Source organism: Streptomyces chartreusis (assembly GCF_008704715.1).
Lineage (GTDB): Bacteria > Actinomycetota > Actinomycetes > Streptomycetales > Streptomycetaceae > Streptomyces > Streptomyces chartreusis.
The window spans coordinates 4,494,671-4,511,550 of the sequence record NZ_CP023689.1 but is presented as its reverse complement, the minus strand read 5'-3'; the positions used below and the strand labels follow the sequence as shown (position 1 = coordinate 4,511,550).

Here is a 16,880-nt window from a genome sequence, read left to right as displayed (position 1 = left end):
GGCCAACGGATAAAGTCGGCCACATGACCAAGTGGGAATACGCAACCGTGCCTCTGCTCGTCCACGCCACGAAGCAGATTCTGGACACCTGGGGCGAGGACGGCTGGGAGCTCGTCCAGGTCGTGCCCGGACCGAACAACCCCGAGCAGCTCGTGGCCTACCTGAAGCGGGAGAAGGCGTGAGCGCGGCCGAGGCGAAGCTCGCCGAGCTGGGCCTGAGGCTCCCGGAGGTCGTGCCGCCGCTGGCCGCGTACCAGCCGGCGGTCCAGTCCGGCGTGTACGTCTACACCGCCGGCCAGCTCCCCATGGTGGAGGGCAAGCTGCCGGTCACCGGCAAGGTGGGCGCGGAGGTCACGGCCGAGGAGGCCAAGGACCTCGCCCGCATCTGCGCGCTGAACGCCCTCGCGGCCGTGAAGTCCGTGGCGGGTGACCTGGACCGCATCGCGCGCGTCGTGAAGGTCGTGGGCTTCGTGGCGTCGGCGTCCGACTTCACGGGCCAGCCCGGCGTCATCAACGGCGCGAGCGAGCTCCTCGCGGAGGTCCTCGGCGACAAGGGCGTCCACGCGCGCAGCGCGGTGGGCGTGGCGGTGCTGCCGCTGGACGCGCCGGTCGAGGTCGAGGTCCAGGTGGAGCTGACGGGGGCGTAGGCCTCCGGCGGTCGAGCCGTTGTGCGGCGGCCGTCGTATACGGCTGGGCTGCCTATGGCGGTCGTTTGCCGGTCGTTGTGTCGTGACAGCCTGTCCGGGGTCCGGGGTCCGGGCAGGCTGAGCGTCGTGGTGCCGTGGCGCCGGGAAAATGAGCCGCTTCCGGGGCTCCGGGCAGGGCACAGTGGGCCCATGACCGAGACGGTTCCGCGCAGAGGGCTCGATGACCAGGGGTACATCGCGCGTGAAGGGGCTCTCGGGCGTGTCGCACGGGACTTCAGGCCCGTCGTCGCCGCCGCGCGGGACCGGCTGCTCGACGTGTTCGGGGCGCGGTTGGACAGCGCCTACCTCTACGGGTCGATTCCGCGCGGCACCGCGCGCGTGGGGCGCAGCGACCTGGATCTGCTGGTCGCCCTGCGCGCGGAACCGACCGAGGCGGACCGGGCCGACGCCCGTGCGCTCGACGAGGCGCTGGACAAGGAGTTCGCGCAGATCGACGGGGCGGGGACGCTGCTCAGCAGCCGCGGTCGCCTGCTGAGCGACCTGGAGACCTACGACGGCGGCTGGTTCGTCGCCTGTCTGTGCACGCCCCTGCTGGGGGACGACCTCGCCGAGTATCTGCCGCGCTACCGGCCCGACACGCTGCTCGCGCGCGAGACGAACGGCGACCTCGGTCTCCTGCTGCCCCGCTGGCGGGCGCGGATCGACGGCGCCGACGACAGCGACGACGCCCGTCGGCCGCTCGTCCGGTTCATGTCGCGGCGTCTGGTGCGGACCGGGTTCACGCTCGTCATGCCCCGCTGGGGCGGGTGGACCAGCGATCTCGGCGAGATGGCGGCGGCCTTCGGGACGTACTACCCCGCGCGGGCCGAGCAGCTGCGGACGGCGGCCGTGCTCGGGGACGCGCCGACGGGGGACGCGGGCGTCCTGCGGTCGTACGTCGAGGACCTCGGGCCTTGGCTCGCCGAGGAGTACGCGCGCGTGCACGGGGTCAAGGCTCCGCGGCCCGACTGAGGGGCCAGGGGGCAGGATGCTCGGCAGGCAGCCCTCGGCCTGGGCATCGAATTCGGCATCGGCATCGGCTAGATGATGCCGTGCTCCTCCAGGTAGTCCAGCTGCGCCCGCACCGACAGCTCGGCCGCCGGCCACAGGGAGCGGTCGACGTCCGCGTACACATGGGCGACGACCTCGCCCGGAGTGCCGTGGCCGTCCTCGACCGCCGTCTCGACCTGGGCGAGCCGGTGGGCGCGGTGGGCGAGGTAGAACTCGACCGCGCCCTGCGCGTCCTCCAGGACCGGCCCGTGGCCCGGCAGGACGGTGTGCACGCCGTCGTCGACCGTGAGGGACCTCAGCCGGCGCAGCGAGTCCAGGTAGTCGCCGAGACGGCCGTCGGGGTGCGCCACCACCGTCGTGCCGCGGCCCAGGATCGTGTCGCCGGTCAGGACGGCGCGGTCGGCCGGGAGGTGGAAGCAGAGGGAGTCGGCGGTGTGCCCGGGAGTCGGTACGACGCGCAGCTCCAGGCCACCGACGGTGACCACGTCCCCGGCGCCGAGGCCCTCGTCGCCGAGGCGGAGCGCCGGGTCGAGGGCACGCACGTGCGTGCCGGTCAGTTCGGCGAAGCGGGCCGCGCCCTCGGCGTGGTCCGGGTGGCCGTGCGTGAGGAGGGTCAGGGCCACGCGCTTGCCGGCCTTCTCGGCCGTGGCGACGACGTTGCGCAGGTGTCCGTCGTCGAGCGGGCCGGGGTCGATGACGACGGCCAGGTCGGAGTCCGGTTCGGAGACGAGCCAGGTGTTGGTGCCGTCCAGGGTCATCGCCGAGGCGTTGGGGGCGAGGACGTTGACGGCGCGCGGGGTCGCGGGGCCGGAGAGGACTTCGCCTCGCGGCTGGCCGGGGAGGGCTGCTGCGTCCGTCATGCGAGGGGGCCTTCCGGGGCGGGGTGCGCGGTGGGCGCGGTGGGCGCGGTAGGCGTTGTGGGCGCCGGGTGCGGGGTCATGCGGAGGTTCCGCCGGTCGGGATGTGCTTGGTGAACTCGTCGTGGCCCGGCCAGGCGAGCACGATCTCGCCGTCCTCGCCGAGACGGGCCCGGGCGAGGACGGGGGTGAGGTCGCGGTCGGGGGCTGCGGTCAGGGTCTGGGCGGCGCTGTCGTACGGGGTCAGCTGACGCAGTGTCGCGATGGTGGGCGGCATCATCAGGAGTTCGCCCTTGTCGTACGAGGCGGCGGCGTCGGTGGGGCGGATCCACACCGTGCGGTCGGCTTCGGTCGAGGCGTTGCGGGTGCGTTGGCCCTCCGGGAGGGCGGCTACGAAGAACCAGGTGTCGTAGCGGCGGGGTTCGAACTCCGGGGTGATCCAGCGGGTCCAGGCGCCGAGGAGGTCGGAGCGGAGGGCCAGGCCGCGGCGGTCGAGGAACTCGGCGAAGGAGAGGTCGCGGGCGACGAGGGCGGCTCGGTCGGTCTCCCAGTCCTCGCCGGTGGTGTCGCCCACGACGGAGTCTTCGGTGGGGCCGGCGAGGAGGACGCCGGCTTCCTCGTAGGTCTCGCGTACGGCGGCGCAGACGATGGCCTGGGCGGCGGCTTCCTCGAGGCCGAGGCGCCTTGCCCACCACGCGCGCGTGGGGCCTGCCCAGCGGATCTGCTGCTCGTCCCGTGGGTCCACGCCGCCGCCGGGGTAGGCGTAGGCGCCGCCTGCGAAGGCCATGGAGGTGCGGCGGCGGAGCATGTGTACGGACGGGCCGGTGGCGGTGTCCTTGAGCAGCATGACCGTGGCCGCCCGTTTTGGGGTGACGGGGGTGAGACTGCCGTCCGCGAGCGCGCGGATGCGGTCCGGCCACTCCGGTGGGTACCACTGCCCGTTAGCCATGGGCGGAGGCTATCTCGTGACGCGCGGATGTTCGAGGGGTGCCTGCGGCGGCCTGTGGCTGGTGGGTGGGGGTGCGGGTAGCGCCTGCGGGTGGGGGGTGGGTCGGGGCCGTGCCGGGGGGTGTCCGTCCTCGGTCCGGCGGTTGCTGTAGCTGAGAAGGTCCACGTTTCTTGACGCCGGCCGCTGCGGGCGGACACCCCCCGGCACGGCCCCTTGCCGCCGTGGGCGAGCGCACCACCCCTTCAGCCCGTCCGGCGTTTGAGGACGAGGCCGTTCAGGCCGAAGCGGGGGTCTGGGGGCGCAGCCTCCAGGGACGGGATGGGTAGGGGCGGCGGGGGCGAGGAAACGGGGGTGGGCGTGAAACAGGGCCCCGCCTCGGAAGGAAGCAGGGCCCTGATGTCGTACGGCTAGCGGGAGCGCTTTGCCAGGCGTTCGACGTCCAGCAGGATCACCGCACGGGCCTCCAGGCGCAGCCACCCCCGCTGCGCGAAGTCCGCCAGCGCCTTGTTGACCGTCTCGCGCGACGCGCCGACCAGCTGGGCCAGCTCCTCCTGCGTGAGGTCGTGGACGACGTGGATGCCCTCCTCGGACTGCACGCCGAAGCGGCGGGAGAGGTCGAGCAGTGCGCGGGCCACACGGCCGGGGACGTCCGAGAAGACCAGGTCGGACATCGCGTCGTTGGTGCGCCGCAGCCGGCGGGCGACGGCGCGCAGGAGCGCGGTGGCCACCTCGGGGCGGACGTTCAGCCAGGGCTGGAGGTCGCCGTGGCCCAGGCCCAGCAGCTTGACCTCGGTCAGCGCGGTGGCGGTCGCCGTGCGCGGGCCCGGGTCGAAGAGGGACAGCTCGCCGATGAGCTCTCCGGGGCCGACGACGGCGAGCATGTTCTCGCGGCCGTCGGGGGAGGTGCGGTGAAGCTTGACCTTGCCCTCGGTGACGACGTAGAGCCGGTCGCCCGGGTCGCCCTCGTGGAACAGGGAGTCGCCACGGGCGAGCGTCACCTCACTCATGGAGGCGCGCAGTTCCGCGGACTGCTCGTCATCGAGCGCCGCGAAGAGCGGGTTGCGCCGCAGAACGTCGTCCACGAGTTCTCTCCTTGTCGACCTGCTCAGGGGATCACTCCCCTGTGTACCAGGGGACCGTGTTCCCCATTTTGCCGGACGGTCCAAACAGTGTGATCTGTCACAAGGATGCCGCACAGGTGTCCCGAGGTAAGCGGCAGGGGTCCAATTGGGGGCTGATCTTCAGGGTCCGGGGCGGATGTCAGTGCCTGGCTTTAGGCTGGCCGGGTGTCCAAATCGCCGGTGAGAGCACAGGCCAAGGGGGCTGGGCGGGTGGTTGTACGTCGGGATTCCGCTGTGGGCGAACAGAACTCCGGTGGCGGAAGGAAAGCGGCAGAAGCGGCGAAAAGGGCGCCGGGTGGCGCGGCAGCCGGTGGCCGGAAAGTGGCGGCGGGCGCGGAGGCTGGTGGCGCTAAGAAGGCCGCCCCTGCGAAGAAGGCCACCTCTGCGAAATCGCCGGCCACCAAGAAGGCGGTCGGCGCAAAGGTGGCTGCCAAGAAGGCGGCGACCACCAAAGCGGCCACCAAGAAAGCCGGTGCCACGAACGTGACCACCAAGAAGGCGATCAAGAAGAAGCCCGTTGCCGTGCCCGAGAAGGCCACCGCCGACGTGAAGGGCGCCTCGGGCGTGAAGACCGTCTCCGCCAAGGCTCCCGCCGCCGAGTCGCGTACCGCTCTCGTGCGCCGTGCCCGCCGTATTAACCGCGAACTCGCCGAGGTCTTCCCCTACGCCCACCCTGAGCTGGACTTCGACAACCCCTTCCAGCTCGTCGTCGCCACCGTGCTGTCCGCCCAGACCACCGACCTGCGCGTCAACCAGACGACACCGGCCCTGTTCGCCAAGTACCCGACCCCCGAGGACCTGGCCGCCGCCAACCCGGAGGAGGTCGAGGAGATCCTCCGGCCCACCGGGTTCTTCCGGGCCAAGACCAAGTCCGTCATGGGGCTGTCGAAGGCGCTGGTGGAGAACTACGGCGGTGAGGTCCCGGGGCGGCTCGAAGAGCTCGTCAAGCTGCCCGGCGTCGGCCGCAAGACCGCCTTCGTCGTGCTCGGCAATGCCTTCGGGCGGCCCGGGATCACCGTCGACACCCACTTCCAGCGGCTGGTGCGGCGCTGGCAGTGGACCGAGCAGACGGACCCGGACAAGATCGAGGCCGAGATCGGCGCGCTGTTCCCCAAGAGCGACTGGACCGACCTCTCGCACCATGTGATCTGGCACGGCCGCCGTATCTGCCACGCCCGCAAGCCCGCCTGCGGCGCCTGCCCCATCGCCCCGCTCTGCCCGGCGTACGGCGAGGGCGAGACCGATCCGGAGAAGGCCAAGAAGCTCCTCAAGTACGAGAAGGGCGGCTTCCCCGGGCAGCGGCTCAACCCGCCCCAGTCCTACCTGGACGCGGGCGGCAAGCCGGCCCCGCCGCTGGGGGCCGGATGACGGGGCGGGTGCAGGGCACGGAGACACCGGCCCGTCGTCGTACGGCCGTCGGGGTTCCGCTCCTGCGGGTGCGGGCCGGTGGTCGTGTGGGAGTCGGGGCTCCGTTCCGGCGGGTGCAGGTCCGTCGTCGTACGGTCGTCGAGGTTCCGCTTTCGCGGGTGCGGGCCCGTCGTCGTGGTCTCGTCGCGGAACGATCTATGTGCCCTCGGGCGTTGGAGTGGGCAGGACGACGGGGGTGGCGATGAAGCGGGCGAGCGAGACGCAGGACGGGCCGGTGGTGGTCAGCAAGGACGGGTTGCCGCAGTGGCTGGACCCGGTGGTGCGGGTCGTCGAGACGATCGAGCCGTTGCAGCTGAGCCGTTTCCTGCCGCCGAAGAGCGGTGCGGGACGCCAGTCCGCCGTGCTGATCCTGTTCGGTGAGGGCGAGGAGGGGCCCGAGCTGCTGCTCATGGAGCGGGCGAGCTCGCTGCGGTCCCATGCCGGACAGCCCTCCTTCCCCGGTGGCGCCCTGGACCCCGAGGACGGCGACCCGCAGACCGACGGGCCGTTGCGGGCAGCTCTCCGCGAGGCCGAGGAGGAGACCGGGCTCGATCCGAGCGGCGTCCAGCTCTTCGGCGTCCTGCCGAAGCTGTACATCCCGGTCAGCGGCTTCGTCGTATCTCCCGTGCTGGGCTGGTGGCGCGAGCCCAGCCCGGTCGACGTCGTCGATCCGAACGAGACGGCACGCGTCTTCACCGTCCCCGTGGCGGATCTCACGAATCCGGACAACCGCGCCACCACCGTGCACCCCAGCGGCCACCGAGGACCGGCATTTCTGGTCGAATCGGCACTGGTGTGGGGCTTCACGGCCGGGATCATCGACCGTCTGCTCCATTTCGCGGGCTGGGAGCGGCCCTGGGACCGGGGGAAGCAGGTCCCGCTCGACTGGCGGTCATGACAGGGTGTCTGCCGTGCTGTGTCTTCCCGGGGGCCGTCGTGTCCGAAAGCCGCTGAGTGGCGGGCCGGGCCCGTGGCCGACCTGTGGTGAGCGAAGAGTGACGAGGCGAGGCTCGAACCGGTGAACGTGCTGGACATCCTGTTGCTGGTCGCCGCCGTGTGGTTCGCGATCGTGGGCTATCGCCAGGGCTTCGTCGTCGGCATCCTGTCGGTGATCGGCTTCCTCGGCGGCGGTCTCGTGGCCGTCTACCTCCTCCCGGTCATCTGGGACGCGCTGACCGACAACGCCGAGGTGAGCACCACCGCCGCCGTCGTCGCGGTCGTCGTCGTGATCGTCTGCGCCTCCGTCGGCCAGGCCCTGACCACCCACCTCGGCAACAAGCTGCGCCGGTACATCACCTGGTCCCCGGCCCGCGCCCTGGACGCCACCGGCGGCGCCCTCGTCAACGTCCTCGCGATGCTCCTCGTGGCCTGGCTGATCGGCTCCGCCCTCGCCGGGACCACGCTGCCGACGCTCGGCAAGGAGGTCCGCGGCTCCAAGGTGCTCCTCGGTGTCTCGCGGGCGCTGCCCGACCAGGCCGACACCTGGTTCGCGGACTTCTCCACCGTCCTTGCGCAGAACGGCTTTCCACAGGTCTTCAGCCCGTTCTCCAACGAGCCCATCAACGAGGTCCAGCCGCCCGACCCGGCGCTCGCCAACAGCCCGGTCGCCACCCGCGCGCAGCGATCCATCGTCAAGGTCATGGGCACGGCGACGAGTTGCGGCAAGGTCCTGGAGGGCACCGGCTTCGTCTTCTCCGACCGCCGAGTCATGACCAACGCGCATGTCGTCGGGGGCGTCGACGAACCCACCGTCCAGATCGGCGGCGAGGGCAAGCGGTACGACGCGACGGTCGTCCTCTACGACTGGGAGCGCGACATCGCCGTACTCGACGTACCCGATCTCGACGCGCCCGCGCTGAAGTTCACGGCCACCGACGCCGAGAGCGGCGACAGCGCGATCATCGCGGGCTTCCCGGAGAACGGCGCGTACGACGTGCGCGCGGCGCGCGTGCGCGGGCGCCTGCCGGCCAACGGGCCGGACATCTACCACCGCGGCACCGTGCGCCGTGACGTGTACTCCCTGTACGCGACCGTCCGTCAGGGCAACTCCGGCGGACCGCTGCTGACGCCCGAGGGCAAGGTGTACGGCGTGGTGTTCGCCAAGTCCCTCGACGACGCCGAGACCGGCTACGCGCTGACCGCGGACGAGATCCAGGAGGACATCGTCAAGGGTCGTACCGCCAACCAGCAGGTGGACAGCGACAGCTGCGCACTGTGAGGCCGTGAGGCCGGGGCAGGCACAAGAGCCTGCCCCGGACGGTGGAGACGGTTGAAGAGCGGCGGCCTGTCAGCCGCGCGGGTGGCGCAGGCGCACCGAGACCCAGCGGGCCCGGCGGCGCAGAATACGCGGAATGCCTACCCGGAGGTCCGCGCCCGGCATTTGCGGGGCGCTGCCCCGCTGATGGGAGCTCAGCCCGCTGGCCGAGCGGCGATTGCGTGCTACGTCACTGTAGTCGTGCGTCCAGCCCATACCCCGACGTCTGCCCCTGCCCCATGGTCGATAACCGCCCCCAGGGCCCCCAATTGGCCTATGCGCCAGGCAATTGGCTGTTCGTAGGACAGGTGTTCAGTTCCGGATACCGGGCGCATCGGCGCGGTCACCGATCGGGTTCGGGGTCTTTGAGCCAGTTGATCAGTTCGGTGGAAAATGCGACCGGGTCTTCCTCGTGCGGGAAGTGTCCGAGGCCGTCGAACAGGCGCCAGCGGTACGGCGCTTCGACGTACTCGCCCGAACCGGCCGCGCTGCGCGTGCGCATGACGGGGTCGAGGGAGCCGTGCAGGTGCAGCGTCGGTACGCGCACCGGTCGCTTCATGCGGCGGTTGAACTGGATGCCGTCGGGGCGGGCCAGCGAGCGCACCATCCAGCGGTACGGCTCGATCGAGCAGTGCGCGGTCGACGGGATGCAGATCGCGCGGCGGTACATCTCCACCGCGTCGTCGTCCGGCAGTCGCGGGCCGGACCAGTCCCGGACGAGCCGGCCGACGAGCGCGCCGTCGTCGGCCGTCAGCTGCCGCTCGGGGATCCAGGGCCGCTGGAACCCCCAGATGTAGGAGCCGGCACCGGTCTGCTTGACGTCCGAGAGCATCGCCGAGCGCCAGCGCCGTGGGTGCGGCATCGACGCGACCGCGAGCCGGCGGACCAGCTTGGGGCGCATCACGGCCGCCGTCCATGCCAGGTATCCGCCCAGGTCGTGGCCGACGAGCGCGGCGTCCGGCTCGCCGAGCGAGCGGACCACGCCGGTGATGTCGAGGGCGAGGTTGGCCGGGTCGTAGCCGCGCGGCGTACGGTCGCTGCCGCCGACGCCCCTGAGGTCCATCGCCACCGCCCGGAAGCCCGCGTCGGCGAGCGCGACGAGCTGGTGCCGCCAGGTCCACCAGAACTGCGGGAAGCCGTGCAGCAGCAGCACCAGCGGACCGTCGCCCAGCTCGGCGATGTGGAAGCGCGCGCCGTTCGCCGCGACGTCCCTGTGGGTCCAGGGGCCGTCCGGGCGCACGACCGAGGAGGGGGTGGCGGGATCCGTCATGACGACGAGCGTGCCACAGCCTCGATGGCCGCGGGCGCCCGGTCCTCCAGCTCCGGCTGCGGGGCGGGGCGCGGGTGCGGCTTGGCGTTCTGCAGGACGCCCGCCGTCTCCTTCATCGAGGCGGCTACCTTCTGCGGGCCCTTGCTCTTCTTGGCCTTCTTCGCGAAGACGACGCCGATCAGCGCGAGGACGAGGGCGATGAGGACGTTCGCGGCGAAGGACAGCAGGAAGCAGAGCGCGAGGTTCCAGTCGCTCCAGGTCCGAATGCCGTACGCGAGGGCGAAGTTCAGCATCGGCAGCGAGAACACCAGCACGGCGCCCGCCACCGTGAACGCGCCGCCGCTCGTCGCGCCGCGCTTGACGTCCTGCTTGAGTTGCGCTTTCGCCAGTGCGATCTCGTCATGCACCAGCGCCGACATCTCGGTCGTCGCCGAGGCGAACAGCTGGCCGATGCTGCGTTCGGCGCCGACCGGGCTGCCGTCGGGTGCGCTCATCGCGGTCTCCCTCGTCGTGTACGGATCCGTCTTCTGCCTGACTGAGTACGGTTCCGTCTTTTGTACCGTCCCGTCAGATCATGCCCGACGGTGGTCCTCCTCGCCTGCCCTGCCCGTCACTTCGGCAAGCGCGTGGCGTGCGGCGAGTTTCTCCTCGGCGAGGCGGCGGTGCTCGGCGGCCTTGCGCTCGTGGATGGCGGCCATGCGCAGGTGGTACTCCGGCTCGTCCTGCTCGTAGATGTCCGGAATGCCGTCGGCGTCCTCGTCGCGCTCCTCGTCCTCGACCATCCCGCGGTACTTGGCGTTCCGTATCTTCAGCAGCACCGTCGCCAGGATGGCCGCGATCAGGGACCCGATCAGTACGGCCGCCTTGACCTCGTCGGTCAATGTGGCGTCGCCGGCGAAGGCGAGCTCGCCGATGAGCAGCGAGACGGTGAAGCCGATGCCGGCGAGGGTCGCGACGGCGAACACGTCGGCCCACTCCAGGTCGTCGCTGAGCGAGGCCCTGGTGAAACGTGCCGTCAGCCAGGTGCCGCCGAAGATCCCGACCGTCTTGCCGACCACGAGGCCGAGGACCACGCCGAGCGTCTCCGGCTGGGCGAAGACATCGCCGAGCGCGCCGCCGGAGACTGCGACACCGGCGCTGAACAGCGCGAACAGCGGGACGGCGAGCCCTGCCGAGAGCGGGCGCACGAGGTGCTCGATGTGTTCGCCGGGGGACTGCTCCTCGCCCTCGCGCCGGGTGCAGCGCAGCATCAGGCCCATCGCGACGCCCGCGATGGTGGCGTGGACGCCGCTGTTGTACATCAGCCCCCAGATCACGAGGGCGAGCGGGACGTACACGTACCACCCGCGCACGCCCTTTCTCACGAGCAGCCAGAAGACGGCCAGGCCGGCCACCGCGCCGCCGAGCGCGGCGAAATTGATCTGCGATGTGAAGAAGATCGCGATGATCAGGATCGCGAACAGGTCGTCGACGACGGCGAGCGTGAGCAGGAACGCGCGCAGGGCGCTGGGCAGGGAGGTGCCGATGACGGCGAGCACCGCCAGCGCGAAGGCGATGTCCGTCGCGGTCGGAACCGCCCAGCCGGCCGAGGAGCCGTGCCCGGTGACATTGGTCAGGGTGTAGACCAGCGCGGGCACCGCCATGCCGCACAGCGCGGCGACGACCGGCAGCGCGGCTGCCTTGGGGTCCTTGAGATCACCGGCGACCAGCTCGCGCTTGAGCTCGATCCCGGCGACGAAGAAGAAGATCGCGAGCAGTCCGTCGGCCGCCCAGTGTTCGACGGACAGGTTCAGCCCGAGCGCCTCGGGGCCGAGATGGAAGTGGCCGACGCTCTCGTAGCTGTCGTGCAGTGTGGGTACGTTCGCCCAGATCAGCGCGGTGATCGCGGCGAGCAGCAGCAGGACACCGCCGAGGGTCTCGGTGCGCAGCGCGTCCGCGACGTAGGTCCGCTCGGGGAGCGAGAGCCGTCCGAGGACCTTGCGGACGGGAGCGGGGGTGCGGGGCGCGGTCACGGGGAGACCTCCGGTCGGTGGGCAGGACGGAGCACTTGCCGACCAGACTTCCCGGCGCACCTATGCGTGATGTTCGCTTTGTTTAGTTTACCTAAGGGTGCGCCGGATCGCATCCGTCGGATTCCACCGTACGTACGTGAGGGGCACCCGGCGCGGTCGCCGGGTGCCCCTCACGCTGGTCCTTACTCAGTCCTCGCTCGGCGCCGCCGGCAGCTTCGACTGGATGAGGTCCATGACGGTCGAGTCGGTCAGCGTCGTCACGTCACCGAGCTGACGGTTCTCGGCGACGTCCCGCAGCAGCCGGCGCATGATCTTGCCGGAGCGGGTCTTCGGCAGCTCGGCCACCGGCAGGACTCGCTTCGGCTTGGCGATCGGGCCGAGGGTGGCGCCGACGTGGTTGCGCAGGTCGGCGATGAGGTTCTCGTCATCGGCGTTCGCCGTGCCGCGCAGGATCACGAAGGCGACGATCGCCTGCCCGGTCGTCTCGTCGGCGGCACCGACCACGGCCGCCTCGGCGACGGACGGGTGGGAGACCAGTGCGGACTCGACCTCGGTGGTCGAGATGTTGTGGCCGGAGACGAGCATGACGTCGTCGACCCGGCCGAGCAGCCAGATGTCGCCGTCGTCGTCCTTCTTCGCGCCGTCGCCCGCGAAGTACTTGCCCTCGAAGCGCGACCAGTACGTGTCGAGGAAGCGCTGGTCGTCGCCCCAGATGGTGCGGAGCATCGACGGCCACGGCTCGGTCAGGACCAGGTAGCCGCCACCGCCGTTCGGGACCTCGTTCGCCTCGTCGTCGACGACGGTCGCGGAGATGCCGGGCAGCGGGTTCTGCGCGGAGCCGGGCTTGGTCTCGGTGACGCCCGGCAGCGGCGAGATCATCATCGCGCCGGTCTCGGTCTGCCACCAGGTGTCGACGACCGGGGTCCGGTCGGCGCCGATGTGCTTGCGGTACCAGACCCACGCCTCGGGGTTGATCGGCTCGCCCACGGAACCCAGCACCCGCAGGCTGCTCAGGTCGAACTTCGCGGGGATGTCGTCGCCCCACTTCATGAACGTACGGATCGCCGTCGGCGCCGTGTACAGGATGGTGACCCCGTACTTCTGCACGATCTCCCAGAAGCGGCCCTGGTGCGGGGTGTCCGGCGTGCCCTCGTACATCACCTGCGTCGCGCCGTTCGCCAGCGGCCCGTACACGATGTACGAGTGGCCGGTGACCCAGCCGACGTCGGCCGTGCACCAGTACACGTCGGTCTCCGGCTTGAGGTCGAAGACCGCGTGGTGGGTGTACGACGTCTGGGTGAGGTAGCCGCCGGAGGTGTGCAGGATGCCCTTGGGCTTACCCGTCGTACCGGACGTGTACAGGATGAACAGCGGGTGCTCGGCGTCGAAGGCCTCCGGGGTGTGCTCGGCGGACTGCCGCTCGACGATCTCGTGCCACCACACGTCACGGCTGTCGTCCCAGGCGACATCCTGGCCGGTGCGGCGCACGACGAGCACGTGCTCGACGTTGTCGACCTTGCCGATCGCCTCGTCCACGGCCGGCTTCAGCGCGGACGGCTTGCCGCGCCGGTAGCCGCCGTCGGAGGTGATGACGACCTTGGCGTCCGCGTCCTTGATACGGGTGGCCAGCGCGTCCGCCGAGAAGCCGCCGAAGACGACCGAGTGCGCGGCGCCGATGCGCGCGCAGGCCAGCATCGCGACCGCCGTCTCGGGGATCATCGGCATGTAGACGGCGACCCGGTCGCCCTTCCGTACGCCCAGCTCCAGCAGGGCGTTGGCGGCCTTGGAGACCTCGTCCTTGAGCTCGGCATAGGTGACGGCGCGGCTGTCGCCGGGCTCGCCCTCGAAGTGGATGGCGACACGGTCGCCGAGCCCGGCCTCCACATGCCGGTCCACGCAGTTGTACGCGACGTTGAGCTCGCCGTCCTTGAACCACTTGGCGAACGGCGGGTTCGACCAGTCCAGCGTCTCCGTCGGCTCCTTGGCCCAGGTCAGCCGACGGGCCTGCTCGGCCCAGAAGCCGAGCCTGTCAGCCTTGGCCTGTTCATACGCCTCCGCCGTGACGTTGGCGTTCGCGGCCAGGTCGGCGGGGGGTGCGAACCTGCGCTCTTCCTTCAGCAGGTTGGCCAGGCTTTCGTTGCTCACGACATCTCCCTTTCCCAGGGTGTCCGTTGTGTCCCAGGCCACAGCTCATCAGACCCGGGGGTCCGATGACAAGGGTCGTCGGAAAATTGGTTTAGACCTGTCATCGGGATGGGCCCCTAGCTGCGGTTTGTGCCGGGGTTATCCGTTTCCACGGACGCCGGCCGAGGGCGGTTCAGGTCTGTAACCCCTCTCACATCCGAGCGGGGGTGAGGCGCGACGTGGATCACGCGGGAGGGCGGCGGTCGTACTGCATGGGAGAGCGGCAGGTGGACCACAGGGGGAGCCGCAGGTGGGCTCCATGCGAGCGTGGGCAGGCGGACTCCATGGGAGCGCGGCCCCGCCGAGCAGCGGGGCCGCGCACGGTGCCTGCGTCAGGCCGACAGGTCCGCCACACCCACGTGGTCGAACACCCGGTCCTCATGGCCCTCGGTCAGCAGGTACGCCTGTGCCTCACCCACGTGGAAGTACATCCCGTGCAACTCCAGCTCGCCCGCGCGCAACGCCCGCGCCACCGACTCGTGGGACCGCAGGTGCTCCAACTGCTGCACCACGTTGGTCAGGCAGAGCTGCTCGACCGCGTCGGCCGGTGCCCGCCCGGCGAGCCTGGCCCAGGGCCGGTCCTCGGCGGACATCCGCTCCAGGCTCGGCTCCCCGTGCCGCAGCCACCGCCTGAGCGGGGTCTGCGCGGCACCCGGCTCGGAGGCGAGCAGCGCCTGCATGGCCCCGCAGCCGGAGTGCCCGCACACCGTGATCGACCGCACCTCGAGCACGTCCACCGCGTACTCGATCGCGGCGGCCACCGAGTCGTCGCCGCTCTCGCGGCCGGGCAGCGGAACGAGGTTGCCCACGTTGCGCACCACGAACAGGTCGCCGGGACCACTGGAGGTGATCATCGACGTGACCAGCCGGGAGTCCGCGCAGGTGAGGAACAGCTGGGACGGCTGCTGCCCCTCACGCGCCAGCCGCGCCAGCTCGCCCCGCACCAGGGGGGCGGTGTTGCGCTGGAACGCGCTGATGCCGCGCGCCAGTTGGCGGGCGCTGGGACGGCTGGTGTCGGTGGCTGCGCCGGTGCCAGTGCCAGTGCCGGTGCCAGTGCCGGTGTCTGCGGCTGCTCCGGTGCGTGCACCTGTGCTGGTGGCTGCGGCTGTACCGGCGCGCGGGCCTGCACCAGTGTCGGTGGCTGCGCCTGTGCCGGTGTCTTCGCTCGCGTAGGCGGTGTTGTCTTGGGGCGCGTCGGGGTGAGCGAGGGCGTCTGCGCCGCCGCTGCTGGGGCTCGGCTCGCTTACCTTGCCGGGCTCGCCGGTGCCGCCGTGGCCTCCGGTGCCGTCGGTGCCGTCCGCGCGAAGGGCGCCGTCGGCGTCCGAGGGCGCCGCGCCTCCACCGGTGCCGTCGGCCTCCGTCCCCTGACTGTCCCCGGGCTGCCCGTCGCGGAGCAGCGCGGCTTCCGGGATCTCGCACTGGTGGTTGCGCCAGGGCGTCCAAGGGTGGCAGCGGCAGTCGTCACTCTCCTCCGGGACGACCCCGGTGAGGGCCTGGAGACCGGCCGGTCCCGTGGGTTCACCGATGCGGACCCCGGACCTGCGGCCGACGAGCTCGACGGTGCCGCCGTGCACGGTGTGCGTGTTCTGCCAGTCCTGAAGCGACTCGTAGGCCGCGTGGTCCATGAACGACCCGTCCAACTCCACGACGGCGTCGGCGCCCTGGGGCACGAGATGCAGGGTCCGGCTCAGGCGTGGCACCGCGAGGAACGTCAACTGCCCTCGTACATGTACGTGATGGACTCCTTCCGTCTCGTCGTGCGTGATGCGGGTGCGGGTGAGGCGATGCAGGGCGACGCCGACGGCCATGGCGATGCCCAGGGTCACGCCTTCCAGGACGCCGAAGAACACCACGGCGAGGGTGGTGACGGCGTACACCAGCACCTCTCGGTGGCGGGTCACCGTGCGGATGTGGTGCAGGGACACCATCTGGATGCCGACGGCCATCACCAGGGCGGCGAGCGAGGCGAGCGGGATGAGCTCCAGGATCGGGACCATCAGCAGCGCGGCGATCACTACGAGAACGCCGTGCAGCATCGTGGAGTTCCGGCTCACGGCACCGGCGTGCACATTCGCCGAACTGCGCACGGCCACACCCGCGATGGGCAGTCCGCCGAGCGCGCCGGAGACGACGTTGGCGGCGCCCTGGCCGAGCAGCTCGCGGTCCAGGTCGGAACGCCCGACCTGGGCGGACTGCTCCGGTCGGCCGGCGACCAGCTTGTCCACGGCGACCGCGCCGAGCAGCGACTGCACGCTGCACACCAGCGTGATGGTGAGCACGGCGGCGACGAGGCCGAGCACCGGCCCGTCAGGGAGCGCGGCCAGTGCGTGGCTGCTCCAGGACGGCAGGTCGACCTTGGGCAGGCTCAGGCCCATGAGTGAGGCGGTGGTGGTCGCGACGGCGACGGCGACGAGCGGGGTCGGCACCTTGCGCAGCAGCTTGCCGGCCCGGCCGGGAAGTCTGGGCCACAGCACCAGCAGGGCGAGGGTGAGCACGCTCACCGCCAGGGCGGCGGGATGCACTCGGGCCAACTGGGCGGGCAGTTCACGCAGGTTGTCCAGGACCGAGCTGTGCGGGACGCCGCCGAGGACGATGTGCAGCTGGGCCACGGCGATGGTGACGCCGATACCGGCGAGCATGCCGTGCACGATCGCGGGGCTGACGGCGAGCGCGGTGCGGGCCACGCGCAGGAGGCCGAGACCGAGTTGGGCGATGCCGGCGAGGACGGTGATGGCACAGGTCGTACGCCATCCGTACTGGTGGATGAGCTCGGCGGTGACGACCGTGAGTCCGGCGGCGGGGCCACTGACCTGGAGCGGGGCACCGCCGAGCCGTCCGGCGACGAGGCCTCCGACGGCGGCGGCGACGAGGCCGGCCTGAAGGGGCGCGCCGGTGGCGAGGGCGATGCCGAGGGAAAGGGGGAGTGCGATCAGGAAGACCGCGATGGAGGCCGAGACATCGGCACCCGCGAGGCGCGGGCGGCGGGCCGGCGGTGGGCTGTGTGGTTCGTGGCTGTGCTCTTCTCGACGTGGCTCGTCGGCGCGGGTCGGAACGCAGGCTGACATGTTTCCCGTCTCCTCCGGGCAGCGCGGCCGCGAATCTGGCGGTCCCCTCGGGGCGGGGGTCGGGT

At 71.2% G+C, this 16,880-nt stretch carries 15 protein-coding genes; 6 read left to right on the top strand and 9 right to left on the bottom strand.

Annotated elements, in window-relative coordinates; translation table 11 throughout:
- Positions 1–23 precede the first annotated feature (23 nt).
- From sp36 to CP983_RS19425, 3 genes are all read left to right on the top strand, one after another.
- Positions 24–182, top strand: coding sequence for a Sp36 family protein (gene sp36, locus CP983_RS19435; RefSeq protein ID WP_003967454.1), 159 nt, complete (start codon positions 24–26; stop codon positions 180–182).
- Entirely contained in the window at positions 179–646 is a 468-nt protein-coding gene (locus tag CP983_RS19430; RefSeq protein WP_030943397.1) for a RidA family protein, read from the top strand. Before sp36 ends, CP983_RS19430 begins: the two co-directional genes overlap by 4 nt.
- 189 nt (positions 647–835) lie before the next feature.
- Positions 836–1,657, top strand: a complete 822-nt coding sequence (locus CP983_RS19425) for a nucleotidyltransferase domain-containing protein (RefSeq protein WP_150500724.1) — start codon at positions 836–838, stop codon at positions 1,655–1,657.
- Positions 1,658–1,725: 68 nt separating this feature from the next.
- On the opposite strand, the gene CP983_RS19420 is transcribed toward CP983_RS19425, so the two are convergent.
- From CP983_RS19420 to CP983_RS19410, 3 genes are all read right to left on the bottom strand, one after another.
- Complete coding sequence (locus tag CP983_RS19420; RefSeq protein ID WP_107904626.1) at positions 1,726–2,556, bottom strand: MBL fold metallo-hydrolase; 831 nt, start codon at positions 2,554–2,556, stop codon at positions 1,726–1,728.
- Between the two features lie 76 nt (positions 2,557–2,632).
- Positions 2,633–3,502 (bottom strand): NUDIX hydrolase, encoded by an 870-nt coding sequence (locus CP983_RS19415; protein ID WP_150500722.1) that lies wholly within the window; start codon positions 3,500–3,502, stop codon positions 2,633–2,635.
- Between the two features lie 407 nt (positions 3,503–3,909).
- A complete protein-coding gene (locus tag CP983_RS19410) occupies positions 3,910–4,584 on the bottom strand; it encodes a Crp/Fnr family transcriptional regulator (protein WP_030943409.1) in 675 nt (224 codons plus the stop codon).
- Positions 4,585–5,046: 462 nt separating this feature from the next.
- On the opposite strand from CP983_RS19410, the gene nth reads away from it, so the two are divergent.
- From nth to CP983_RS19395, 3 genes are all read left to right on the top strand, one after another.
- Complete coding sequence (gene nth / locus CP983_RS19405; RefSeq protein WP_125527690.1) at positions 5,047–5,991, top strand: endonuclease III; 945 nt, start codon at positions 5,047–5,049, stop codon at positions 5,989–5,991.
- A 241-nt stretch (positions 5,992–6,232) separates the two neighbouring features.
- The gene (locus CP983_RS19400) at positions 6,233–6,928 is read left to right on the top strand and encodes an NUDIX hydrolase (RefSeq protein ID WP_107905287.1); all 696 of its coding nucleotides are present in this window, start codon (positions 6,233–6,235) and stop codon (positions 6,926–6,928) included.
- A gap of 120 nt (positions 6,929–7,048) precedes the next feature.
- Entirely contained in the window at positions 7,049–8,248 is a 1,200-nt protein-coding gene (locus CP983_RS19395) for a MarP family serine protease (protein ID WP_125527689.1), read from the top strand.
- 69 nt (positions 8,249–8,317) lie between these two features.
- Here CP983_RS19395 and CP983_RS44745 read toward each other — a convergent pair whose 3' ends face one another.
- From CP983_RS44745 to CP983_RS19365, 6 genes are all read right to left on the bottom strand, one after another.
- Positions 8,318–8,500, bottom strand: coding sequence for a hypothetical protein (locus tag CP983_RS44745; protein ID WP_093746816.1), 183 nt, complete (start codon positions 8,498–8,500; stop codon positions 8,318–8,320).
- A gap of 127 nt (positions 8,501–8,627) precedes the next feature.
- The gene (locus tag CP983_RS19385) at positions 8,628–9,554 is read right to left on the bottom strand and encodes an alpha/beta fold hydrolase (protein ID WP_107904623.1); all 927 of its coding nucleotides are present in this window, start codon (positions 9,552–9,554) and stop codon (positions 8,628–8,630) included.
- On the bottom strand, positions 9,551–10,048 hold the full coding sequence (locus CP983_RS19380) for a phage holin family protein (protein ID WP_125527687.1): 498 nt from the start codon (positions 10,046–10,048) through the stop codon (positions 9,551–9,553). The genes CP983_RS19385 and CP983_RS19380 overlap by 4 nt, the downstream gene beginning before the upstream one ends.
- A gap of 78 nt (positions 10,049–10,126) precedes the next feature.
- Complete coding sequence (gene nhaA, locus CP983_RS19375) at positions 10,127–11,566, bottom strand: Na+/H+ antiporter NhaA (RefSeq protein WP_150500718.1); 1,440 nt, start codon at positions 11,564–11,566, stop codon at positions 10,127–10,129.
- Between the two features lie 186 nt (positions 11,567–11,752).
- Positions 11,753–13,711 (bottom strand): acetate--CoA ligase, encoded by a 1,959-nt coding sequence (acs, locus tag CP983_RS19370; RefSeq protein WP_150500716.1) that lies wholly within the window; start codon positions 13,709–13,711, stop codon positions 11,753–11,755.
- 371 nt (positions 13,712–14,082) lie between these two features.
- Entirely contained in the window at positions 14,083–16,815 is a 2,733-nt protein-coding gene (locus CP983_RS19365; RefSeq protein WP_150500714.1) for a bifunctional SulP family inorganic anion transporter/carbonic anhydrase, read from the bottom strand.
- Positions 16,816–16,880: the final 65 nt, after the last annotated feature.

Excerpts from the sequence above, each read along its gene's own strand:
- sp36 (WP_003967454.1), top strand. The coding sequence starts at position 24 with ATGACCAAGTGGGAATACGCAACCGTGCCTCTGCTCGTCCACGCCACG.
- CP983_RS19425 (WP_150500724.1), top strand. The coding sequence starts at position 836 with ATGACCGAGACGGTTCCGCGCAGAGGGCTCGATGACCAGGGGTACATC.
- CP983_RS19420 (WP_107904626.1), bottom strand. The coding sequence starts at position 2,556 with ATGACGGACGCAGCAGCCCTCCCCGGCCAGCCGCGAGGCGAAGTCCTC.
- CP983_RS19415 (WP_150500722.1), bottom strand. The coding sequence starts at position 3,502 with ATGGCTAACGGGCAGTGGTACCCACCGGAGTGGCCGGACCGCATCCGC.
- CP983_RS19400 (WP_107905287.1), top strand. The coding sequence starts at position 6,233 with ATGAAGCGGGCGAGCGAGACGCAGGACGGGCCGGTGGTGGTCAGCAAG.
- CP983_RS44745 (WP_093746816.1), bottom strand. The coding sequence starts at position 8,500 with ATGGGCTGGACGCACGACTACAGTGACGTAGCACGCAATCGCCGCTCG.
- CP983_RS19385 (WP_107904623.1), bottom strand. The coding sequence starts at position 9,554 with ATGACGGATCCCGCCACCCCCTCCTCGGTCGTGCGCCCGGACGGCCCC.
- CP983_RS19380 (WP_125527687.1), bottom strand. The coding sequence starts at position 10,048 with ATGAGCGCACCCGACGGCAGCCCGGTCGGCGCCGAACGCAGCATCGGC.
- CP983_RS19365 (WP_150500714.1), bottom strand. The coding sequence starts at position 16,815 with ATGTCAGCCTGCGTTCCGACCCGCGCCGACGAGCCACGTCGAGAAGAG.